The following is a 22883-nucleotide window of genomic DNA, read 5'->3' as shown; positions in this document are numbered from 1 at the left end:
CTTGGGCTCGTCGGAGATGAGTACGCCGCCTCTCGCCCAGTGCTCGGGTTTGTTCTCCCGAATGAGCACCCGAATGGCTTCGGGCTTGACCCCCAGGGCGGCTATGACCGCCTCGGTCAGCTTCTTGGCCAGGTCACGTTTTTGCTCGATGGTCCTTCCCTCGAGAATGTCAGCTTGGATGATGGGCATCGTCATCCCTCTCCTTCACACCCCGAAATGGTTCTTCACTCGAATCAGGTGGCGCCGCATCATCTCGCGGGCCTCCGCGGCGTCCCGGGCCAGCAGGGCCCCGGCCACCAGGAGGTGCTCCCGAGCGGCCGTCTCGGTCCGCCCCTCGGCCGTACTCCGGAGGCGGCAGTGAAGGATCTCCCGGTTGACGAGGTCGGAAAGGGTGCCCCAGAACCGGTAGGCAATGGCGTTGTGACAGGCGCGGGCGATCCGCTCGTGAAAGGCGTAGTCCTCATCGGCCCCGAGTCGACCCTCGGCGACGGTCCTGGCGAGATCGTCGGCGGTCCGCTTGATGGCCGCCAACTCGTCATCGGTGGCATGCTCGGCGGCCTCATAGGCCAGGTCGCCCTCGAACATCAGGCGTAGGTCCATCAGGTCTTGGAGGTCGCCCTTATCCATGATCCCGGCGAAATCAAGGCTCTCGGCCAGGGACGGTCCGGTCATCCGCGGCCCGTGGCCGACGATCGTCCGGGCCCCCGGTCTGACCTCGATCAGCCCGGCCTTCTCGAGGACGCTCATCGCCTCGCGAACGGCCGTCCGGCTGACGCCGAATTGCTCGGCCAGGCCTCGTTGGCTCGGCAGGGGGTCTCCGGCTCGGTACTTGTTCTGCCGGATGAGGTCGACAACCTGGTTGACGATCTGCTCAAAGACCCGCTCACGGGTGATGGTCTGTAAGCCGTTGCTCAAGTCGGTGCACCTCACGACGGATCCGCGGTCGGATCTCGGCCGCGGGTACGTCCTCCCTTCGATAAGAAGACGGCCCCGCGGTCGGGGCCGTCTCTTACTCCGGAGATTCGCTTGTCAGTCCCCTTGCTCCTTCTTGTGCTCCGCGGCCAGGTCGGCGTAACGGCCGGCCAGTCCACGCAGCCTTTCGTCGGACTCGGGGCCGAGTTCCTTCACCGGCTTGGCCGGAACGCCTACATTCAGCGTCCTGGCGGCGACCGTCTTGCCCTCGCCCACCAGGGCGCAGGCGCCGACGATCGCCCCGTCTTCGACGACGGCCCGATCGAGGACCACCGCCGCCATGCCGACCATCGCTCCGTCGCCGATCGTGCAGGCATGCAGGATGGCCCCATGGCCGATGGTGGTGTTCACGCCGATGACGATCGGCCCGCCGCGGACGGTGTGAAGGACGGCGTTGTCCTGAATGTTCGAGTTGGCTCCGATGGTGATCGGGGCCAAGTCCCCCCGGACCACGGCGTTGTACCAGACGCCGGCCTGCTCGCCGATGGTCACGTCGCCGATGATCTGGGCCCCCTCGGCGATGAACGCCGTCGGGTGGACCCTGGGGGTCTTCCCGCCGAAGGCCTTCAACGGGTCGGAGCGGCCGGCGGCGCTCATGAGCCCTTGGCGGCCCTGGCGGCGGCCCGACGCTGGGCCTCCTCCTGGACCTTGGCGTAGAGTTCGGTGTACTCGGGGCGGTCGGCCTTGTACAGTTCGCCGATCTTGAGCTTGCCCTCGGGGACCTCGTCGCGGATGCTGTTGACCCGGACGCACTTCTCCTTGTACTGCTTCATCATCTCGGGCGCGGCGCCGATCTTGTTCAGCCGGCCGAACTGGTTCGGGCACTGGGTGATCGCCTCGACCAGCGAAAAGCCCTTATGGGCGATGGCCTTGGCGATCAGGTCCTGCAGCACGCGGACATGGTAGGTGCTGGCCCGGGCGACGTAGGTGGCGCCGGCGGCGACGGCCAGTTCGCATGGGTCGATCTGACCCTCAACCATGCCGTAGGGGCTGGTCGTAGAGATCGAGCCGGTCGGGGTGGCCGGCGAGTACTGGCCGCCGGTCATCCCGTAGATGCTGTTGTTGAAAAGGATGGCGGTGATGTCGATGTTCCGCCGGGCGGCGTGGATGAAGTGGTTGCCGCCGATGCCGGTGCCGTCGCCGTCGCCGGTCAGGGTGATCACCTTGAGCTTCGGGTTGGCCAGCTTCAGCCCGGTGGCCGTGGTCAGGGCCCGGCCATGGGTGGTGTGGGCGACGTCGAAGGCCACGTACTTGCTGGAATAGCCGCTGCAACCGATGCCGATGGTGAAGACGACGTCCTTCTTGTCCAGACCGAGGTTGTCGATGGCCCGCATGGTGGCCCCGAGGACCGTCCCGACGCCGCAGCCGGAACACCAGATCGACGGCAGGTTCCGGGAGACGATGTACTTGTCCTTCAGCTCATTCGCGGTCAGGAGCTTGGTCGGCATTCAGAGCACCTCCCGGATGCGGGCGAGGATCTCCGACGGGGTCAGGATCAGCCCGTCGAAACGTCCGATGTGGTGGACCGGCACGCGCCCGTTGGCCGCCAACTTCACTTCCCGCCACAGCTGGCCGGCGTTCAGCTCGGCCACGAAGATCGTCTTGACCTTCCCCGCCAGGTCCTCAATGAGGTGTTCCGGGAACGGCCAGATGGTGTTGAGGTTGAGGAGCCCGACCTTGAGCCCCTCGGTTCGGGCGATCTCGACGGCGCCGGCCGAGGCGCGGGCCGAGACCCCGAAAGAGACGATGGCGATGTCGGCATCGTCAAGTTTTCGCGTGGAGTAATACGTCATCTCCTTGACGTGCTTCTCGACCTTGTCGATGAGCCGCCGATGGAGGAAGGCGCCCGTCTTGTGGTTGGTGGCGTCGAGGTCGCCCTTGGCATTGTGGGTGCTGGCCTCGGAGTGCCAGAAGTAACCGGTTCCGAAGTCGGCCATCGGCGGGACGCCGTCGGCGTCGGCTTCGTAGGGGAGGTAGCGCGGGTCGCCCGGGGGGACGGCCGGCCGCTTCCTGTCGATGATCTCGACTTCTTCGGGGATCTCGATGGCTTCGCGAGCATGCCCGATCTCGGCGTCGGAGAGGATCATCACCGGCATCCGGTACTTCTCGGACAGGTTGACCGCCTTGATGGCGAGGTCATAGCATTCGGCCACCGACGACGGGGAGAGGGCGATCACCCCGCGGTCGCCGTGCGAGCCCCAGCGGGCCTGCTGAATGTCCTGCTGGGCGGGAAGGGTGGCCATGCCGGTCGCCGGGCCGACGCGCATGACGTCGACGATGACCATCGGGCACTCGTGCATGGCGGCCATCCCGATGTTCTCCTGCTTGAGCGAGATGCCCGGGCCGGAGCTGGCGGTCATGGCCTTCTTGCCGGCCAGGGCGGCGCCGACGCAGGTGGTCACCGAGGCGATCTCGTCCTCCATCTGGATGAACGCCCCGCCGACCTCGGGCAGCCGGGCGGCCATCCGCTCGGCTATCTCGGTGGCCGGGGTGATCGGGTAGCCGGCGAAGAAGCGGACGCCGGCGCGGATCGCTCCTTCGGCGATGGCTTCATTGCCTTGAAGCAAGACCTTCTTGCTCACTTTCCATCGCCTCCGACTTCCGCGACGTTGATCGCCCAATCAGGGCAGTAAAGCATGCACATGTTGCAGGCGGTACACGCGTCCGGGTCGGCCACCTTGGCCTTCAAGAGTGGCTCCTCCGCCGCCAGCACCTTCTTCGGACAGAACTCGATGCAGATGCCGCAGGCTTTGCAGAGACGTTGATCGATGGTGACGATGCCTTTCTTGGCCACGGTTTCACCTCCGCAGGGCTAGCGCCGGGACCCCGGAGCGCGGGGCAACGGCTTTTGTAGCGGTGCCCCGGGGGCCGGAAGGCCGACCCCCGGGGGCCGTCACGAGCTTGTTCGGGATCGCAGGTCAGGGAATCATGCCCAGCCAGTGCCAGTAGGGAACGGTCGGGATCAGGGCGATCAGGACGATCACCAGGTAGGCCAAACCGAGCTTGTACGATTGCGGCTGGGTGAAGGCCTTCCCCCCGGTCGAGTAGTAACCGACCAGGTACACGCTGCTCTGGTAGCTGGGGACCCAGGTGTTCAGGGCGGCCAGCATGATCAGGCCGACGGCGAACGGGTTCCAGCCGATGCTCGTCACGAACGGGGTCAGGAGGGTCATCATGATCGTGATGTAGGCGATCCAGGAAGCGATGAACAGACGCAGGACGTAGGTGACAAGGGCCAGAACGACGGCGAAGAGCAACGGGCTCGCGGCCAACGGGGTCAGGTAGCCGATGGTCAGGGTACCGAGGTACGTGCTGATGCCCAGGGCCTTGAAGACATCGCCGAAGCTGATGACCACGGCGAGGAAGAACAGGAAGGGCCAGTCGATCTTCTTGAAGTCTTCCTTGGTCATGACCTTGGTGAAAGACATGAAGGAGAGGGCCATCGTGCCGATCCAAGCCGAGGTGATGTGGTGGTAGTTCTCGGTGCTCCAACCGATGATCAGGAAGAGCAGGGTGCCGAGGGCCAGCCACTCATTGCGGCTCATCTTGCCCATCTCGCTGAGGCGCTCCCGGATCACCGTCCGCGGGGTGCCGCTGACGTTCTTCTCCGGCCTGTATAGGATGAACAGGGCGACGGTCGAGAGGAGCAGGACGGTCACGGCCAGCGGCCAGGCGGCGACGATCCAGGAGGTGAAGTTGACGGTTTCCTTGATGCCCTTCGGCAGGATGCCCTGAAGGGCGAGGGGGGTGGTCGAGCCGGTCAGGAAGAGGAAGTAGGTCAGGGAGAAGCCGATCCACACCGACATGCCGAGGCCGGCCGAACCCGAACTGTTGTCCTTGTAGCCGAGGCCGCGGGAGACCTCGAGGGCGATCGGGTTGAGGATGGCCATCTTGCCGAGGGCCGTCGGGATGAACGGGGCGGTGATCATACCGCTGAAGACGAAGGCCAGGGACTGCCCGCGATAGGTCGGCGGGAAGAGGAGCAACATGCCGTAGGCGATGCGCTTGAGGAGGCCGGACTTGACGACGACGACGCCGATGGCCAGGGCGGTGATCAGGGTCCACCAGGTGGACTGGGTCAGCGCGCCGACGGCGACCGCCGGGGTGACGATCTTCGCCGCGATCAGGTAGGTCGGGAAGATCAGGGCGATGGCGTACTCATCGAAGACCTGGAAGACCCACCAGACGACCATCCCGACCATGATCCCGAGGGCCTGCATGGCGCCGGGCTTCAGGACCGACGGGAGGGGACGCGTCCAGATGTAAGCGCAGACGATGAGCCCGAGAACGAACCCGACGGCCTTGACGATCAGCGCTCTCTGCTGGTTGACAGCGGGCTTCGTGGCGGTTGCGGCTTCAGGCTTGCTTGCCATGGCTGCTGAAGTCACTCCTTTCTTGGCTGCGAACGATGTACTTGCTGGCGTGCTGGGCGTGCTTCTCGTCGATCGAACGCGTCCTTGGGGTCGGGGCCCCGGGTCAACTCGCCGCGGTCTGGGCCGCGTACTCCTTGATCAGCTGGGGGACTCCGGCCGGCGTGTCGGCCACCCGCACCCCCGCGGCCTCGAGGGCCGCGATCTTGCCTTGCGCGGTCCCCGCGCTGCCGCGGATGATCGCGCCGGCATGCCCCATCTTCTTGCCCGGAGGGGCGGAACGGCCGGTGATGTAAGCGAACACGGGCTTGTGCATCTGGCGGATGTACTCCGCCGCTTCCTCCTCGGCCGAGCCGCCGATCTCACCGACCAGGACGGCGTAGTCCGTCTCCGGGTCGGCCTCGAAGAGCTGCAGGGCCTTGACGAAGGGCATCGAGGGGACCGGGTCGCCGCCGATGCCGATCACCGTCGACTGACCGAAGCCGGCCGCGGTCAGGTCGGCGCAGGCCTCGAAGGCCAGGGTCCCACTGCGGGAGACGAGCCCCACCCGGCCCTTGCGGGTGATGTTGTGGGGGATGATCCCCATCTTCCCGACCCCCGGGGTGAGCAGGCCGGGGCAGTTGGGACCGACCACGTCGGCGCCGGTCTCGGCGGCGTGGGCCTGGATCGCCAGGGTGTCTTTGACGGGGATGTTTTCAGTGATGATGACGACCAACTTGAGCCCCGCGTCCAGCGCTTCATGAGCGGCGGCCGGCGCGAAGGCGGCGGGGACGAAGATCACCGAGGCGTTGGCTTGGTGGCGGTCGACGGCTTCCTTAACCGTGTTGTAGACCGGCAGGCCTTCAACGGTCTGCCCGCCCTTGCCCGGGCTGGTCCCGGCAACCACCTTGGTCCCGCATTCCAGGGCCCACCTGGCTTGGGCCGAACCGACGCTGCCGGTGATGCCCTGGACGATGATCCTCTTGTCAGGCGTTAGCAGTACGGCCATCGGTGGCCCTCCCTTCAATGACCTCAGCCAGCATTTGCACGGCCTTCTCGGTCTCGACGACTTTCGCCACCGTGATGCCCGCCTTCTCCAGAAGTCCGCGGGCCTTTTCCTGGTTGTTGCCGACCAGCTTGACGACGAGCGGATAGGGCGGCCTGTACTCATCGCGGACGTCGATGATGGCCTGCGCCACTTCATCGAGGAGGGCGATGCCGCCCCAGAGGTTGATGACGACCCCGCGGAAGTCCTTCTCGCGGAGTAAGACTGTGGTGATGCCCTTCATCCTCTGGTAACGGATCCCGCCGCCGGTGTCCAGGAAGTTGGACGGCCTGAGCCCGACCGACTTGAGCATGTCGAGCATGGCCATGCCCATCCCGGCGCCGTTGCAGATCACTCCGACCTCGCCGTCGGGCAGCGAAATGAGCGTCCCTCCGAGCCCCTTCACCTCCTTTTCCATGGCCGAGAGGGTGCCCTCGGCTTCCGACTGGAACTCCTGGTGGCGGAACAACGATGAGTCGTCTATCTCCAGCTTGCAGTCGGCGGCGATGACCTGGTCATCAGCGTCGACCACCAGCGGATTGACTTCGGCCAGGAGCAGGTCGTACTGGACATAGATGCGGGCCAGTTGAATCGCGAACCGCTCAACCTCGGTGAGGACCGCGGTCGGCAGGGCCAGCCCGGCCAGGCGGACGGAGAAGTCGCGGGCGATGGCCCCGGTGACCGGGTCGACCTCGACTTTGACCAGGCGGTCGGGCTTCTCCACGGCGACTTGCTCGATGTCCATCCCGCCCTCGGGGGAGAAGATGAGCACCGGGCCGCGCCGCGAGCTGTCGAGGATGATCGACAGGTAGTGCTCGTTCTTCACCCTGACCTGTTCCTCGACGAGCAGGGTGGTGACGGTGTGACCGCCGTGGACCTGGCCGAGGATGAAGGCGGCGGCCGCCTCAGCATCGGCTGGACTGCTGACCAGCTTGACCAGTCCGGCCTTACCCCTTCCGCCGACCGGGATCATCGCCTTGACGACGGCCTTGCCGCCCAGGTCGGCGGCGGCCCGCCGGGCCTCGACCGGGGTGGTCGCGGTGGCCCCGTTGGGGGCCCGCAGCCCGGCGTCGCGAAGGACCTTCTTGCCGCGGAACTCAGACAGTCGCATCAGGCCTTCACCGCCCGGTAACCGGCTTCAAGGGCCTTCTCGTTGAGCTCCTCGGTGCCCTTGGGGGCCCGGGCCAGGACGGCCTTCTTCAGCGACTCGAGGCCGACGACGCCGGTCGCCCCACAGATGGCCCCGAGGGCGACGACGTTGGCGACGACCTTCTTGCCGAGATTGATCGCGGTCTGGGTGGCTTCGACCTTGTAGACCCTGGCCTTGACCTCGGGGAGCTGGTTGACGAAGAGTGGGTCGATGATCAGGACCCCGCCGTCCTTGACCGTCTTGGCGTACTTGTCGCAGCCCTCTTGGGACAGGCAGAGGAGGACGTCGGGCTGCTCCACCTCGGTGTGGAGGATCTCGCTGGGCCCGATGACGACATCGGCGCGGGACGCCCCGCCGCGGGCTTCCGGTCCGTAGGACTGTGTCTGAATGACCTTCTTGCCTTCATACAGCCCGGCCGCTTCGGCCAGGATGATCCCGGCGAGGATGAGCCCCTGCCCGCCGGTCCCGGTGAAACGCAGTTCCGTGTTGTCTGCCATGTCGAACACCCCTTGTCAGATCTCGTGTCCCGTGGGCCTGGGGTTACTTCCCGCCGGCCACGGCCCTGTTCTGGACGGTCCCCTCGCTGATGTTCTGGGCGGCCCGGCGGGCGCCGGCCGACTTGGCGGCATAGGCCCAGGCCAGAAGCTCGACCGGGTGGTGCACCGGGAGTTCGCGACCGGCCCGCCTGGTCGCGTTGGCGATTTGCATCCGGCAGCTCGGACAACCGGTGACGACCGCGTCGGCCCCGGTGGCCAAAGCGTTCTGGCCCTTCTTGTCGCCGATCCTCAGGGAGATGTCGTGATGGGTCAGGACGAAGGAGCCGGAAGCACCGCAGCACTTGTCGGCCTCTTTCATCTCCTTGAAGGTGACCCCCGGGATGCTCTTCAAGATCGCCCGCGGCTGCGCCGCGATGTTCTGGTAGCGTTTCAGGTGACACGGGTCGTGATAGGTGACGGTCAGCCTGACCTCTCCCAGGCCGTCCCTGTCGTAGCCCTCGGCGACGAGAAACTCGTTTATGTCACGGACCTTGGCCGCGAAGGCCTTGGCCTGGTCGTGGCCGAGGAGCTGGCCGTATTCCTTTAGGGTCGAACTGCACGAGGCACAGTCGGCGATGACCCAGTCGAAACCGGCCTTGAGAAAGGAGTTGATGTTGTCGCCGGCCATCTGCGTGGCCGCGGCGAAGTCGCCGTTGGCTGAAGCCGGGACGCCGCAACAGCTCTGAGCGGGGATGACGACCTCGTAGCCGTTGCGGCGGAGGACGTCCACGGTGGCCTGGCCGACCGGTGGGGTGACCAGGTTGGTGACGCAGCCATAGAAGTAGGCCACGCGGGCCTTTGGCTGGCCTCCCCCAAGCGGGGCGAGGACGGTGCCGGCCGGGTGGATAGCCGAGAACGACCGCGCCGAGACCTTCGGGGCGTAGTCGATGATCTTCCTGAGGTTGCGGCCGGTGACCGCGCCGGCCACCCGGTCGAGGCTCAGCGCCTGGCCGAAAGCGGCCAGGCGGGCGAAGAACCCGAGGAGGCCCGGCTTCGGCAGCAGGCTATTGAAGATGGTCCGCTTGATCCCGGACTGGCCGAACCGGCCGACGATCTGCTCACGGAGGAAGAGGGTGAACTCCGGTCCGTCGACGTTGTTGGGGCAGGCCGTCTGGCATGACTTGCAGAGGAGACACATCTCGGCGATGTCGCGAAGGTCGTTGTCGAGCTTCATCCGGTCGTGGAAGTAGATCGCCTTGACCAGGTTGATCTTGGCCCGGGCCGTGTATTGTTCATCGAGGGTTTCTTTGTAGACGGGACAGTCCTTGAGACAAGTCCCGCAGCGGGTGCATTGGATCAGTTTTTGCTCCAGTTCTTCCGGGCTCAAAGCGCTCCCCCCCTCAGTCGGCCGCCGATGACTTCAGCGGGTTCTTCGCGTCGGGGAACATCTTGACCGGGTTGAGGATCCCCTTGGGATCGACCGCGTTCTTGATGTCCTTCATCAGCCGGATGGCCCGTTCGCTGTACTCGAGGGGCAGGAAGGGAGCCTTCATGTAACCCACCCCGTGCTCGCCGGAGAGGGTGCCGCCCAGGGCCACGGTGTGCTTGAAGAAGAGTTCGATGCCGTGGTGGGCGCGCTCCCACTGGTCGGCGTCGCGTTCGTCGGTGAGGATGCCGGGGTGGAGGTTGCCGTCGCCGGCGTGGCCGAAGATGACCACCGGGAGGCCGATCTCCTTCCCCACCTCCTTGAGCCTGACGACGAGTTCCGGGATCTTCGAGCGGGGCACGGTGACGTCCTCAGAGACCTTGGTCGGGGCGAGCCTGGCCGTGGCCGGCGAGAGGGCCTTCCGGGCCTTCCAGGCGTCGGCCTGCTTGGCCGGGTCCAGGGCGACCTGGACCTCGAGGGCCCCGGCCTTCTTGCAGATCTCGGCGATGGCGTTGCCCTGGCGCTCCATCGTCTCCTTGAAGCCGTCGACCTCGATGACCAGCAGGGCGCCGGCCCCGACCGGCAGGCCGAAGTGACCATAGTCCTCGGCCGCCTTGATCGAGACGTCGTCCATGATCTCGAGGGTCGTCGGCAGGATGCCGTTGGCGAAGATATCGGCGACAGCCTGGCCGCCCTGGGCCCATTCCTTGAAGATGACCAGGAGGACGACCTTGGCCTCCGGCTTCGGGATGAGCTTGAGGTAGGCCTTGGTGATCACCCCGAGCATGCCTTCGGAGGAGCAGAAGAAGCGGGTCAGGTCGAAGCCGGTGACGTTCTTGATCGTCTTCCCGCCGACATTGATGACCTCGCCGTCGGACAGGACGACCTCGAGGCCCAGGAGGTAGTCGCGGGTGCAACCGTACTTGACCCCGTGCGGTCCGGAGGCGTTCTCGGCGATGTTCCCGCCGATGGTGCAGAAGTCCGCGCTCTGGGGGTCCGGTGGGTAGTAGAGGCCCTCGGCCTCGACCATCTTCTGCATCTCGCCGGTGATCACCCCGGGCTCGACGCCGACCAGGCAATCGCCCTTGGAGAACTCGACGATCTTGTTCATCCCCTGCATCGCCAGGGTGATGCCGCCGGCCAGCGGGATCGGCCCGCCGGAGAAGCTGGTCCCGGACCCCCGCGGGGTCACCGGGATCCCCTCGCGTTGGCAGACCTTGAGGACTCGGGAGACTTCTTCGGTCGATAGGACCTTGACCACGGCGTCAGGGGCGGCCTGATGAAAAGTGGCGTCAATGCCGTACGAGTAGCGTGATTCGAGTTTGGTCAGGACGCGGTCGGGCCCGACAATCCTGCCCAGTTCCTTGATGATTGCGTCGTTCACGTCAACGCTCACCCCCTCTTGAGAGTTCCGTCCTCGTTGAATTCAAGGGGGTCCGGGCCGGCGAGGACGTCAAACCGGCCGGCGGCCTCCTTCTTGACCGACTCCAACACGCCCTCGGAAACCCACAGTTCGTCGAGGTGCAGAGTGTTCTTGATCCTGACCACGCGGGCCTTCGGCCATTCGACGGCACCGAGGCTCTTGAAGGCCGTCATGATGGCCTCCTTCTCGGTGTCCATGGTCAGCGGCGTGGCCGTCCTCTGGATGAAGGTGGTGGCGATGCAGTTGGCCGCCGTGGTCCCGTAGTCGACCTTGGCGATCAGCTTCCTGGTGACCACGTCGGCCAAGTTGAGGCCGTTGGCGTTGCCGTGCGATTCCTCGGACAGGTCGAGGACGGCGATCTTCTTGATCACCGGCCGCTCGGGCTCGGGGACGCGGTCGAGGCGCATCCGCCCGATGACCTTCGTGTCCAGTCCCGTGCCGCTGTAGTTCTTTCCCATCTCGTGGACGATGAGGAGATCGATGTCGTCCACCGGCAGCCGCGGGAGGAGGCCGGCCGCGAGCTTCAGGAGGGCCTGCTCGTCCTCGACCATGGTCGCCTTGGGGACTCCCTTGACCATGGCGGTCTCTTCATAGCCGTTCTCGATGATGGCGATGCCGCCGAGGATGGGCATCTTCTCCAAGATGACCCGGGCGATCTCCGGCAGGAGGACCGGCAGCTCGCCCTGACCGAGGCCGTGGAACATCGTCGCCCCCTTCTCCTTGCCCAGCCCGACGACGAGCATCTTGAGAAGGCCGCTCTCGTTGGGGGCGGTGAAGGTGGTGTGGAACTTGACCCGGTTGATGACGATGACCCCGTCGCAGGTCGAGGCGAACTGGTCGAAGTGGACGTCGATGCCGCTCTTCGACTGGCCCAGGAAGACGGTCTCGGTGCCGGCGACGATCCGGGCCCCCATGGTCGCCTCGGTAATCCCGAAGCTCTCGAGGACGGCCAGCTGGCCGGGGGTGGTCGCCCCGCCATGGCTGCCCATGGCGGCGACGACGTAGGGCTCGGCGCCGGCGGTCTTGACGAAGTCGGCCGCCGCCCGGACCATCGCCGAAATGTTGGTGATGCCGCGACTCCCGGCGGTGATGGCGATCCGTTGGCCGGGTTTGATGGTCCGGTCGAGGCCGAGGGCCTTGAGTTCGCGGGTCACGGCCCCGGCCGGGTCGCCCTCCTTGGGGCGGGGGAAGATCTGGCGAAGCCGGTACATGCTGGGCAAGTCCAAGCTTGGTCCCTCCGCTCTGTTGGCCTCAGCGGCTCTCGAGGCCCCCCGTCCTACCGGTCTGCTGGCCTACCGGTCTGCTGGCCAGACCAGTCGGCCGGTCAACTGACCTTCGGCCATGGGTTCACCGGGGGGGTGCGACTCCCGCCGCGGGCCACTGCCTTCCTTGGTGAGCCTTGACTACACTCCGTAGCGGGACTTGACGCTGGCCAGGTGACGTCGCATGGCCTCCCTGGCCTTGTCGGTGTCCCGGCTGACCAGGGCCTCGGCGACGTCGCGATGCTCTTGCGCCGCCATCCGCATCCGCGCCGGGCCGGCGGCCACACTCTGCAGGCGGCAATGGAGGATCTCCTTGCCGATCAAGTCGGAGAGGGCGTTCCAGAATTTCAGGACGATCGGGTTGTGACAGGCCTTGGTGATCCGCTGATGGAAGGTGTAGTCCTCGTCGGCCCCGAGCCGCCCGCCGGCGATGGCCTTGTCCATCCGATCGACCGCCTCGGCCACCGCGGCCAGTTCCTCGTCGGTGCCCTTGATGGTGGCCACCGCGCAAATCTCCCCTTCGAGCATGATCCGAAGCTCAAGGAGTTGCGACAGGTCGGCCTTGTCCATCAGGCCGGCGAAGTCCAGCTCGGAATGGGGCGCCGGCGGCGGGGTCTCCCGAACCACCGTCCTGGCCCCGGCGCGGACCTCGATCAGCCCGGCCTTCTCGAGGACGGTCATCGCTTCCCGGACGGCCGTCCGGCTGACATTGAGGAACTCGGCCAGTTCTCGCTGGCTGGGGATGGGTTCACCCGGCCGATACTTGTTCTGCCTGATCAAGTCGACGATCTGATTGACGATCTTCTCGTAGATCCGTTCCCGAGTGATCGCGGTGAAGGCTGTGTCCGCGTCCAAGCCGATGCCCCTCCCTTTCCCCCGGCGAGCGTCCATACTTGGTCACCAGGGAGCATTATAAACGAAAACATCTGGCAAACAAGAGTCTTGACAAACTGTACAGCCTGCCTGCTGGCCAGACCGGTTGAATCCAGGCTAGTTGTTCTACGAGCCCGGCCAGACTCCTGCCGAAAAGCAAAACTTTCTTGGCCGACGCGGGCTGCCACATCACGGCTCACGGCCCAGCGTCGCGGGGTCATTCTGGGTCCAACATCCATAAGAAATGGGCCAGGTGCCGCTCACGCGGCGCCTGACCCACAACATCAATGGAGTCGCTAAGACTCCAAGGCCAACTCTAGTCTTCGTCAGGAAACGGCATCTTCCTCCTGACCGATCTCATTCTTCCTGACCCTTTCGTTCTCGCCCCCCAGGGCGGCCACCGGCGCGGTTACCAGGGCGATCAGGACCGCGGTCGCCCAGAACGGCCAGGTCGGCCCCAGCCGGTAGAGCCAGCCGCCGACATAGGGTGTGACGACCGAGAACAGCCCGACCAGGAGGTTGTAGACCCCGTAACCCTGGCCCAGGGCGGCTCCCCCGATGACCCGGCCGAGGCCGGCCGTCATCAAACCCCGGGCCCCGTCCCCCGCCCCGCGCAGAGCGAAGCCTATGATGATGATCTGGATCGTCGTCGGGAAGGCGGCCATCACCGCCAGCGACCCGGCGAAGGTCAGGAGGGCCAGGACCATCACCCCGGAGGAGCCCCGGTCGGCCAGCCTTCCGAAGAACGGACCGAAGACGAAGGCCGACAGCGAGGCCAAAGAGCCCAGACGGCCGATGGCTCCCAGGTCGAGGTGGGTCAGGTCCCGCAGCATCGGCGTGGAAAAAGGCAGGCCCAGGTTCTGCAGGGCGAGGACGGTGGCGAAAGCCGCCGAGACGATGAGGACGCGGCGGTCGAGGTTCTTCCGGTGGAAGCCGCGGAACCACAGGCGGACGTCGAAGGGCCCGGGCCGTCGGCCCCGGCCGGCCTCCGGGGCCGGGGCTCGCTGCGAACTGAGCCAAAAGAGGACCGCCGTCGACAGGGTGAAGGCCAGGAAAGACAGATAGAAGACGAGCCTCATCCCATGGCCCTGGGCCAACCAGCCCCCGATCGGCGGGGAGACGACCAAGCCCAGCGGAAAGGCGCCCATGATCAGGTTGAAGGTGACGCCCAGCCGCTCCGGCGGCGTGCCGTGGACGATGTAGGCCTGCAGGGCCGGGTTGGAGAAGGATGACAGCATGTAGAAGAAAAGCCCTGGGATAAGCCACTGCCAGCTGGGAGCGAAGGCGAAGATGAGGGGGGCCGGCAGCCCCACCGCCCAGCTGGCGATGAGGACCCATTTCCGGTCGTAGAGGTCGGCCCAGGCCCCTCCCGGCAACGCCGAGAGGCTGGTCACCAGCATGCTGACGGCGACCAGGAAGCCCAGATCGACCGAACTCCCGCCCAACTCGCGGACGTAGGCCGGCCAGATGAAGGCATAGAGCCCGTAGCCCAAGCTCCAGAGGAACAGCGACAGGCCCATGACGTAGGCGTCTTTGAAGGTCTTGAAGTGGCGTCGGTATCCGCGTCGCGACATGTCAGCACCCCTGTAGGGGACTTCGCCACGGTCCGGCCGCGGCCCTCTCAGGCCGGGCCCCGGCCCTCCGGACGGCTTCGCGGTCCCGTCCCCGGGCCCGCCGATAATTGGACGGCCATGGCTAAGAGGAACCCCCCGCGGGGATGGAGAAGGGTTCAATGGGATATTTTCCCATAGAGGAGCTCGCTGCCGCCGTGCCCAGACTGAACCGCAAAGCGAGACGACGGCTGATAATCATCGGTGGGGTCGTCGGCGCGGTCTTCCTTGTCGGTCTCGGCTTCGGGGCCTTGATGGCCCGGCGGGGGCCGAAGATCCCCGATGATAAGCTGGCCGCGGCGGCCCGGGACGCGGTTGCTGAGGCGCTCAAAGCGTCGGGGCTGGACTCCCGACTGGTGGTCGCGGAGGTCCGGACCTCGGCTTCCGACGGCGTCGTCGCCCTGGACGGGGCCATCAGCGAGGAGCGGGTCCGACCACTGGTGACCACGCCGGTGGCCGAGCTCCGCGGGGTCCACCAGGTGGTCGACAGGTTGCTCCTCCTGCCGGACCCGGCCCTCGGCGAGAGGAAGTACGGGGTCGTCAAGGTGGGCGTCGGCGACCTGGGCGCCTCGCCGGGGTCGGACTCCGGCAAGAACCCGGTCACCCAGGCCCTCCTGGGGGCGGTCGTCGACCTCCTCCAGGAGCGGGAAAGCTGGTACCTGGTGCGGATGGCCGACGGCTACCTCGGTTGGCTTGAAGGCGGGCGGCTCCACCTCCTCGACCAGGCCGGGGTGGAGGCCTGGCGGTCCGGCCGGAGGGCCGTGGTGGCGGCCAAGATGGCCTGGGTCTACGAGGGCGCGTCAAAGGGGTCGATGGTCCTGGCCGAGGCGACGATGGGCACCGACCTGCCGTCCCCGGATGAGCCGCCCCGGTCTGGGCTGGCCAGGGTGTGCCTCCCGGGGGGCCGAGTGGGCTGGATCGACCTGGCCGCCGTCGCTTTCGTCCCGGCCGAGGCCGAGGTCTTCGCGGCCAGGCGCGGCCCGGAAGCGGTCATCACCACGGCCAAGCTCTTCCTGGGCCTGCCCTACCGGTGGGGAGGGACGAGCGCCAAGGGGTTCGACTGCTCCGGGTTGACCCAGTTCGCCTTCAGGCTCAACGGGTACCGCTTGCCCCGCGACGCCGACCAGCAGTACGGCGTGGGTGACCCGGTCTCCGACCGCGCCGAGTTGCGCCCGGGCGACCTGGTCTTCTTCAGCATCGCCAAACCCGGCCCGTCGCACGTCGGGATCTACGTCGGCGAGGGCCGATTCATCAACGCGGCCGGTCCAGGCGTGGTAATTTACAGTTTTCGCCCGGCCGACAAGGAGTTCAACCCCAGCATGGCTAAACAATACATCGGTGCCAGGCGGGTCATCAAATGAAAGCAGCAGGTGATGGCAATGAACGAGGGTTTGGAGCCACGGGCCGTGGAGGCCGCCGTCGGTCTGGGCCCGACCGCTGAGACGCTGGTCGAGGTGCGCAACCTGACGACCCTCTTCAAGACCGAGGAGGGCCTGGTGACGGCCGTCGACGACGTCAACTTTCGGATCGGCCGTGGGGAAACCCTGGGGATGGTCGGCGAGAGCGGTTGTGGCAAGAGCGTCACGTCTCTGTCCATCCTTCGCCTGATTCCGAGTCCTCCCGGACGGATCGCCTCAGGCGTGGTCATGTTCGACGGGAAGAATCTGATGGACATGACCGAGGCCGAGATGCGCCAGATCCGCGGCAACCGCATCTCGATGATCTTCCAGGAGCCGATGACCTCGCTCAACCCGGTCTTCACCGTCGGCGATCAAATCGCCGAGGCCATCGTCCTGCACCAGAAGGTCAAGTACAGGGAAGCCATGGAACGGGCCATCGAGATGCTCAAGTTGGTCGGCATCCCCCTCCCCGAGCGGCGGGTCAAGGAATACCCGCATCAACTGTCGGGCGGCATGCGGCAACGGGTGATGATCGCCATGGCCCTGTCCTGCAACCCGAAGCTGCTCATCGCCGACGAGCCGACGACCGCCCTGGACGTCACCATCCAGGCCCAGATCCTGGACCTGATGCGGCGGCTCCGCCGGGAGTTCGGGATGTCCATCCTGCTGATCACCCACGATCTCGGGGTCATCGCCGAGATGGCCGAGCGGGTCGTGGTCATGTATGCCGGTCAGATCGTCGAGGAGTCACCGGTCACCGATCTCTTCGACGAGCCGTTGCACCCGTATACCCAGGGGCTCCTGAGGTCGATCCCCCGCCTCGACAGCGGTCGCGAGCGGCTCCACGTCATCGAGGGGATCGTCCCCAACCTCATCGAACTGCCGCCGGGCTGCCGGTTCTGGCCGCGTTGCCCGGAAGCCTTCGATCACTGCAAGGCCGAGACTCCGACCTTGCTCCCCGACCGGCCCGAACGCCTGGTCCGCTGCTGGAAGCGGGGCCATGTGGGGGTGCCGTCATGAGCCTCCCGGCCGAGAGACTGACCGCGCCTGACGAATCCCAGGGCCCGGCTCCCACGGCCGAGCACCTGGTCGAAGTGCGCAACCTGGTCAAGTGGTTCCCGATCATGGGCGGGATCATCAGCCGCCCGGTGGCCCACGTCAAGGCGGTCGACGACGTCAGCTTCACCATCGGTCGTCGCGAGACGCTGGGGCTCGTCGGCGAGTCCGGGTGCGGCAAGACGACTGTCGCCCGGACGATGCTCCGCCTGATCGAGCCTGATTCGGGCGAGATCTGGTTCGACGGTTCCGATCTGATGAAGCTGAACCGGTCCGAACTCCGCCGGCTGCGTCCGAAGATGCAGGTCATCTTCCAGGACCCCTATGCCTCCCTCAACCCCCGCCTGACGGTGATGGACATCGTCGGCGAGGCGATGGCCTTTCACCGCATCGCCCGCGGCAAGGAACGCGACCGCCGGGTGATGGACCTCCTCGACAAGGTCGGGCTCCAGCCGTCGCACGCCCGCCGTTTCCCGCATGAGTTCTCCGGCGGACAGCGGCAGCGCATCGGGATCGCCCGGGCCCTGGCCATGAACCCCGAGCTGATCGTGGCCGACGAGCCGGTTTCGGCCCTCGATGTCTCGATCCAGTCGCAGATCCTGAACCTCCTGGCCGACCTGCAAGAGGAGTTCGGGGTGACCTACCTGTTCATCGCCCACGGCCTGCACGTCGTGAAGCACGTCGCCGACCGGATCGGCGTGATGTACCTCGGCAAGCTGGTCGAGGTCGCCCCCGGTGAGGAGCTCTACCAGCACCCGCTGCATCCCTACACGCGGGCGCTGGTCTCGGCCATCCCAATCCCCAACCCGAAGCGCCGGCGCGAACGGATCATCCTCGAGGGGGACGTGCCGAGCCCGGTCAACCCGCCCTCGGGCTGCCGCTTCCACACCCGTTGCAGTTATGCCGTCGAGCGCTGCAAGCAGGAGGAGCCGGTCCTCCGACAGCTCGGCCCGAACCACGAGGCCGCCTGCCACCTGGCCTGAGGGGGAACCATGGCGGTCGTGCCTAAATCTGGAATACCCCAGCTTAGACCCCAAGATAATGCGAACGCCCGCCGAAGAGCGGGCGTTTTCCTTTGGGAGCCTTTCTCAGGCCAGGTTAGGCCAGCTACAAGAGGCTGACGCTGGAAGTCTTCCCTGGTATCATTACCATACAGCCTAATCTTCCTGGCAATCGCTGTCGGCGACGGTTCGGACAGCCGCCGGCGCCGGGAGGACCGGGGGACATCTTTTGGGGTGAACGAGCGCAGGCCCATTTCCGGAGCGTGTAGTCATCGCGGACAAGCCCGCTACCGAAAGGGGCTCGGGGGCGGTTGAAACCTCCGCCCTAACCCGTCAACTAACCTCGGCGGCTGACAAAAGGGAAGGGGTCGACTAAATGAGACACTGGCAGCGCGGTCTTTTCTGGACCGCCGGTTTGGCCGTCTTCGTAGCCGCCTTGATCTTCACCCCGCACGGGGCGAACGCGGCGACCTTGACGGGTTACCTTCACTACGGGGACCAGTCGAGCCAGGTCGCCGTCCTTCAATCGGACTTGGACCTCCTCGGCTATCCGGTCAAGACCTACACCGGGTACTTCGGTCCGGTCACCCTGGCCAGGGTCAAGGCCTTCCAGGCCGACCGGGGCCTGGCCGTCGACGGCATCGTCGGGTCGCCCACCCGGTCGGCTATCCTCTCCGCCCTGAACGATCACTTCCACATGATCGCCGGGGCCTACGGAGCCATTGAGCTGACCGTCGGTGACGTCGGTTCGGCCGTCGAGACGCTTCAGGGCCGACTGGCCGCCCTCGGCTACGATGTGGGACCGGTGAACGGCGTGGTGATGGGCAAAACCGCCGACGCCATCCTCGCCTTCCAGAAGAAGGCGGGCCTCGAGGTGACCCAGGTGGTCGACGCGGCGACCTTCGCCGCCATCGACCGGGCCCTCGGCCGTCCGGGCACCGGCTCGAACGGGACAGGCGCCGGTTCCGGCGGCCCGTCGCGGTCCGGCAACACGGTTACCGCCCCTGACGGGCGGGTCCTGGCCTACCGCGGAGTTTTCAACATGGTGGCCACGGCCTACGACGCCACCCCCCAGTCGAACGGCAAGTGGGGTCCCTACGCGGCCTGGGATGGTTCCCGGCTGCGCCCCGGCTACATCGCCGTCGACCCGCGGGTCATCCCGCTCGGGACCAAGGTCTACGTGACCGGCTACCGCCATCCCGCGCTTCCCGCGGGTGGGTTCGTCGGGATTGCCGCCGACACCGGCGGCGCCATCAAGGGCAACCGGGTCGACATCTACATCGAGGCCAGCACGAGTTCGGTCATGAACTTCGGGTTCCAGAACGTCAAGGTCTACGTCCTGCAGTAAGCGAGAGAACCCAACAGCAACCTGAATAGCAACCTGACGAAGACCGGGACGGCCGATGGCCGCCCCGGTTCTTTCTATGACGCGACGGGGGCGATCACCTGGTCGTCGCCGGCGCCCAGGTCTTGCCCCCGTCGGTCGTCTTGATCAACACTCCGTCGCCGAAGGCCCAGCCCACCTGGGCGGAGACGAACTCGACCTGCCTGACGCCGACGAAGTTCCCGTCGGGCTTAACGTCGCGCCAACTGACGCCGCCGTCCGGGGTGGCGTAGAGCTTCCCGCCGTCGGTGGCGAAGCCATGCTTGAGATCAAAGAAGTTCCAGGTGATGGAAGCGTTGGTTGGGGAGGAGACGGGCGCCCCCGGGGCCCATGTCCTGCCGCCGTCGTGGGTGGCGTAAAAGACCGTCGGCTGGCCCTGTTCGCCGAAAGTCACGGGGAGCAGGCCCTCATCCGCCGAGAAGAAGACCGGCGGCCGGGTCATCACGAACGAGCGGGCATAGGCCGGCGGGAGCCTCAGGTCGAAGAGTCGCCAGGTGACGCCGCCATCGCTCGTCGCGTAAAGGTAAGCCCGGCCCTCGACGGGCTGCTGTCCGGTGACCCACCCATGCGTAATGTCCCCGAAAGTCAAGCCGCTCTTGCCGCCGCCGAAGGGCAGACCGTTGCCACCGCCTTGGGGGTCGGTCTGAAACCTGACCTTCCAGGTCTTTCCGCCATCGGTGGTAGCCATGACGGCCACCTCCTCACTCCCCGCGGCCGCCCCCAGGTGGACCAGGGCGAAGCCGGTGGCGGCATCGGCAAAGCTCATCTGCAGGCCGACCCCACCAAGCTTGTCCTTGGCCTCACTCCAGGTCTTGCCGCCATCGGCCGTGCGGTGGATGACGACCGGTCCGCCCTCCCCGCCGGTGGCCACCCAGGCGTGGGTCGCGTCGAGGAAATAGGAAGCGGTGATTGGAGGCTGGGCCGCGCCCGATCCACTCCGCCCGGGCGTGACTTCGGCCCAGGAGGCCCAGCCGTCATCGGTCCGGAGGACGGACAGCCCGCCGGTGGCCCACCCGACCTTGGCGTCGATCATTCTCAGCCCGGTCAGGTTCGGCATGTTCGGAGCCAGCGGTGGCACGAGCTTCGGCGGCGCCTTGGCGGCGCAGCCCGCCAGGGCGCCGGCGACGACCAGAATGGCGATGGCGACCGCGGTGAAGGTCCGCATCTTCGAACGCCTGCCTTGAAAGTGGATTCGCCTTTCCCTCGGCTAGCTTGTCAGACGCTCAGACGGTCAACAAAGTTCCCCCGCCGCGGCGGGGACTTCCGGCAGCGCCGACAGCCCGCGGAAAGCCTCGAGGCAAGCGACCTTCAGCTCTTCGTCGACGGCCGGGAAGGTGTGCGGGGACATGAGGACGTGCCGGTAGTCGGCCTCGGCCAGGCCATAGAGGTGGGCCACGCGGGCTTCCACGACGGCCCTCACCGCCACCCGCTCCGCCCGGACCGGTGATCCGTCCCCGCCTTCCCCGTCACCGAGCCTCCGGGCCAAGCGGGCGATGTCGTCAAGACGCCGGTCACCCCGGGTGAGCCGCGGCAGGGGCAACTGCTCGAGAAAGAACTTGTTGACGTTCGTGCTTACTTTCTGCCTGATCAGGTAGTCGAGGACGAAGCTGTTCAGAAGGGCGCAGGCGAAGTGCAGCTCATCGAGGTACGGGGCGCGCCCCCGGGCGGGAGCCGGGCGGCGGCTCGCGTAGAGGAGCGAATTGCCCAGGAACCGTCCGGGTGGGACGACGGCGGCGATGAGGGTCCGTTGATTGGTGCTGGCGGCGATGGTCCGGACGACCAGACGATGGTGGTCAGAGGCTTCGGGCCGGCGGCCGGCCAGGGCCCGCCGCCCCGCCTCTTCCTCGACCCAGTGGCGCGGTTCGGCGAAGGCCGGGTCGTACTGGTTGATCAGCTTGCCCTCCCAGAGGGGCAGGCCACGGCGGTCCCCGTTGAAGAGATGGCTGTCGGCGGTCAGGTCGAACTCGCGGCGGAAATCGAGGGCCCATGCCCCTTCGACGGACCGGCCGAGGAGCGGCCATCGGCCGTAGATGGACGCCGCCACGCGGGCGTCCTCGGCCGTGCGGAACTCGGGCAGAGACAGGCTCATCGGGGCGAAGCGGCGGATGTCCTCGAGGCTGACGGTCAGGTCGGGACCCTGATCCGGGTCGTGGGCCATGAACGAGGCCCCGAAGGCCGTTGTCCGTCCGCCCCGGGTCAGGACGAGCAGGTCGAACTTGAAACGCCGGTCGATCGGGAAGAGCCCCCGCCGGTTCTCCAGGCCGATCAGGCAGTCGACCGTGTTCTCCTCGAAGACGAGCCGGCGCAGGTTTCGCGAACCCAGGTCGGTGTGGAAGCCGGAAGGGACGATCAGCCCGACCCGCCCACCCGGCCGGACCAGTTCCAAAGACCGCTCGATAAAGAGCTTATAAGTATTGGCGTCGCCGCTCGGACCCTGGTGCCGGAAATCCCCTGAGCGGCGGACCCGGCGGGAGATGACCTCGACCCGCGCGCACTCGTCGGCCCAAGCCCCGGCGATGCGGGGGTCGCGGCAGAGGTCGCGGGCCCGGGCTACGGCCGCCTGCTTGGACAGGCGCCGGAAGCCCGGGTCGTATTGGGCGAAGAACTCGCGCGAGTTGGGCTTGACAATCTCCCACGGCGGGTTGCCGACGACCGCATCGTAACGGCGGGCCACCCTGATGGTCAGGGCGTCGCCGACCTTGACCCGGTGGGCGAAGCTCGCCCTCGGACAGCCGAGGGCTTCGCCGAGGACGCCCCGGGTGACATCCACGGCCAGCCGGTCGCTGTCCACTCCCCAAAGGCACCCGGCGGCGACCTTCCCCGCTTCGACGGGTCCCAGGCCCCATGATGAAAGGGCCCCGACCAGCCGGCGCCCGGCGGCGGCCAGGAAGGCCCCGCCGCCGACGCAGGGGTCGAGGATCCGCAGGCGGCTCAAGGCCGCCGAATCGGTGATCCCCTCGAGGAGGGGATCGAGGGTCAGCCGGACGAGCCGGTCGACGAGAGCCGGGGAAGTGTAGTAGGCCCCCGAGACCTTGCGCCCCCGCCCGGGCACCAGACGGAAGGCCCCCCCGCCGGCGGGCACGAGGCGGTAGGCCGCCAGCAGCTCGCGGACGGACGCGGCGGCGGCCCACCCCCCGGCCGGCGCGACCAGCGCGGCGACTTCGGGCCGGCGCCCGCGGGCGACCTCCCGGACGAGGCGGGAGACGGGGTCGCCCGTCCCGACGCGGTCGCCCTCCCCGCTCCGCCTCTGGCGGGCCAAAGCGGCGTTCAGGACCGTTTCGGGCGATGGTTTGGTCGGACCGGGTCTGGTCGGGCCGGAGACTGGTCTGCCCAAGGGTGGCCGTCCCCCCTCCAAGCCGAATCATACACTGGGCGGCGGGTCTCGACCAGGTCGACGTACCGGAAGGCGTAGCTCCCAAGCATCCTGGCCGCCGCGAAGGCGATGAAGGCCCACTG

21 protein-coding genes and 1 riboswitch are annotated in these 22883 nt (G+C 66.9%); of the genes, 4 read left to right on the top strand and 17 right to left on the bottom strand.

Going from position 1 to position 22883, the window contains the following annotated elements:
• The 15 genes from VGL40_13320 to VGL40_13250 form a co-directional block, all read right to left on the bottom strand.
• On the bottom strand, nt 1–189 hold a 189-nt coding region (locus VGL40_13320; GenBank protein HEY3316243.1), incomplete at its 3' end, for a 2-hydroxymuconate tautomerase.
• A 15-nt stretch (nt 190–204) separates the two neighbouring features.
• Nucleotides 205–915: a FadR/GntR family transcriptional regulator gene (locus VGL40_13315; GenBank protein ID HEY3316242.1), complete on the bottom strand. Its 711-nt coding sequence runs from the start codon at nt 913–915 to the stop codon at nt 205–207.
• Nucleotides 916–1029: 114 nt separating this feature from the next.
• The gene (locus VGL40_13310) at nt 1030–1569 is read right to left on the bottom strand and encodes a gamma carbonic anhydrase family protein (GenBank protein HEY3316241.1); all 540 of its coding nucleotides are present in this window, start codon (nt 1567–1569) and stop codon (nt 1030–1032) included.
• Nucleotides 1566–2420 carry a thiamine pyrophosphate-dependent enzyme gene (locus VGL40_13305; protein ID HEY3316240.1) on the bottom strand — a complete coding sequence of 285 codons (855 nt, stop codon included), beginning with the start codon at nt 2418–2420 and terminating at the stop codon, nt 1566–1568. The genes VGL40_13310 and VGL40_13305 overlap by 4 nt, the downstream gene beginning before the upstream one ends.
• Nucleotides 2421–3554 carry a 2-oxoacid:acceptor oxidoreductase subunit alpha gene (locus VGL40_13300; protein ID HEY3316239.1) on the bottom strand — a complete coding sequence of 378 codons (1134 nt, stop codon included), beginning with the start codon at nt 3552–3554 and terminating at the stop codon, nt 2421–2423.
• On the bottom strand, nt 3551–3766 hold the full coding sequence (locus tag VGL40_13295) for a 4Fe-4S binding protein (protein HEY3316238.1): 216 nt from the start codon (nt 3764–3766) through the stop codon (nt 3551–3553). Before VGL40_13295 ends, VGL40_13300 begins: the two co-directional genes overlap by 4 nt.
• 124 nt (nt 3767–3890) lie before the next feature.
• Entirely contained in the window at nt 3891–5345 is a 1455-nt protein-coding gene (locus tag VGL40_13290; protein ID HEY3316237.1) for an SLC13 family permease, read from the bottom strand.
• Nucleotides 5346–5448: 103 nt separating this feature from the next.
• Nucleotides 5449–6330: a succinate--CoA ligase subunit alpha gene (gene sucD, locus VGL40_13285; protein HEY3316236.1), complete on the bottom strand. Its 882-nt coding sequence runs from the start codon at nt 6328–6330 to the stop codon at nt 5449–5451.
• The gene (locus VGL40_13280; protein ID HEY3316235.1) at nt 6308–7477 is read right to left on the bottom strand and encodes an ATP-grasp domain-containing protein; all 1170 of its coding nucleotides are present in this window, start codon (nt 7475–7477) and stop codon (nt 6308–6310) included. Before VGL40_13280 ends, sucD begins: the two co-directional genes overlap by 23 nt.
• Nucleotides 7477–8013: a 2-oxoacid:acceptor oxidoreductase family protein gene (locus VGL40_13275; protein HEY3316234.1), complete on the bottom strand. Its 537-nt coding sequence runs from the start codon at nt 8011–8013 to the stop codon at nt 7477–7479. The genes VGL40_13280 and VGL40_13275 overlap by 1 nt, the downstream gene beginning before the upstream one ends.
• Before the next feature lie 43 nt (nt 8014–8056).
• Entirely contained in the window at nt 8057–9379 is a 1323-nt protein-coding gene (locus VGL40_13270) for a (Fe-S)-binding protein (protein ID HEY3316233.1), read from the bottom strand.
• 13 nt (nt 9380–9392) lie between these two features.
• Nucleotides 9393–10802 carry an FAD-linked oxidase C-terminal domain-containing protein gene (locus VGL40_13265; protein HEY3316232.1) on the bottom strand — a complete coding sequence of 470 codons (1410 nt, stop codon included), beginning with the start codon at nt 10800–10802 and terminating at the stop codon, nt 9393–9395.
• Nucleotides 10803–10810: 8 nt separating this feature from the next.
• Nucleotides 10811–12067 (bottom strand): hypothetical protein, encoded by a 1257-nt coding sequence (locus VGL40_13260; GenBank protein HEY3316231.1) that lies wholly within the window; start codon nt 12065–12067, stop codon nt 10811–10813.
• 177 nt (nt 12068–12244) lie between these two features.
• Nucleotides 12245–12958 (bottom strand): FadR/GntR family transcriptional regulator, encoded by a 714-nt coding sequence (locus tag VGL40_13255; protein HEY3316230.1) that lies wholly within the window; start codon nt 12956–12958, stop codon nt 12245–12247.
• Nucleotides 12959–13302: 344 nt separating this feature from the next.
• On the bottom strand, nt 13303–14550 hold the full coding sequence (locus VGL40_13250) for an MFS transporter (GenBank protein HEY3316229.1): 1248 nt from the start codon (nt 14548–14550) through the stop codon (nt 13303–13305).
• A gap of 194 nt (nt 14551–14744) precedes the next feature.
• Here VGL40_13250 and VGL40_13245 point away from each other — a divergent pair, with 194 nt between their 5' ends.
• The 4 genes from VGL40_13245 (at nt 14745) to VGL40_13230 (ending at nt 19391) form a co-directional block, all read left to right on the top strand.
• On the top strand, nt 14745–15947 hold the full coding sequence (locus tag VGL40_13245; GenBank protein ID HEY3316228.1) for a C40 family peptidase: 1203 nt from the start codon (nt 14745–14747) through the stop codon (nt 15945–15947).
• A gap of 18 nt (nt 15948–15965) precedes the next feature.
• Complete coding sequence (locus VGL40_13240) at nt 15966–17006, top strand: ABC transporter ATP-binding protein (GenBank protein ID HEY3316227.1); 1041 nt, start codon at nt 15966–15968, stop codon at nt 17004–17006.
• Nucleotides 17003–18025, top strand: a complete 1023-nt coding sequence (locus VGL40_13235; protein HEY3316226.1) for a dipeptide ABC transporter ATP-binding protein — start codon at nt 17003–17005, stop codon at nt 18023–18025. Before VGL40_13240 ends, VGL40_13235 begins: the two co-directional genes overlap by 4 nt.
• A gap of 206 nt (nt 18026–18231) precedes the next feature.
• A riboswitch (cyclic di-AMP (ydaO/yuaA leader) is annotated at nt 18232–18410 on the top strand.
• Between the two features lie 9 nt (nt 18411–18419).
• On the top strand, nt 18420–19391 hold the full coding sequence (locus VGL40_13230) for a peptidoglycan-binding protein (protein HEY3316225.1): 972 nt from the start codon (nt 18420–18422) through the stop codon (nt 19389–19391).
• Nucleotides 19392–19485: 94 nt separating this feature from the next.
• On the opposite strand, the gene VGL40_13225 is transcribed toward VGL40_13230, so the two are convergent.
• Together VGL40_13225 and VGL40_13220 are read right to left on the bottom strand one after the other, a co-directional pair.
• Nucleotides 19486–20592 (bottom strand): hypothetical protein, encoded by a 1107-nt coding sequence (locus tag VGL40_13225; protein HEY3316224.1) that lies wholly within the window; start codon nt 20590–20592, stop codon nt 19486–19488.
• A 66-nt stretch (nt 20593–20658) separates the two neighbouring features.
• Nucleotides 20659–22761: a hypothetical protein gene (locus VGL40_13220; protein ID HEY3316223.1), complete on the bottom strand. Its 2103-nt coding sequence runs from the start codon at nt 22759–22761 to the stop codon at nt 20659–20661.
• Nucleotides 22762–22883: the final 122 nt, after the last annotated feature.

The sequence above is a fragment of the Bacillota bacterium genome (assembly GCA_036504675.1).
Classification (GTDB): Bacteria; Bacillota; Sulfobacillia; order JAJYWN01; family JAJZPE01; genus DASXUT01.
This window is presented reverse-complemented; position numbering and strand designations above follow the sequence as displayed.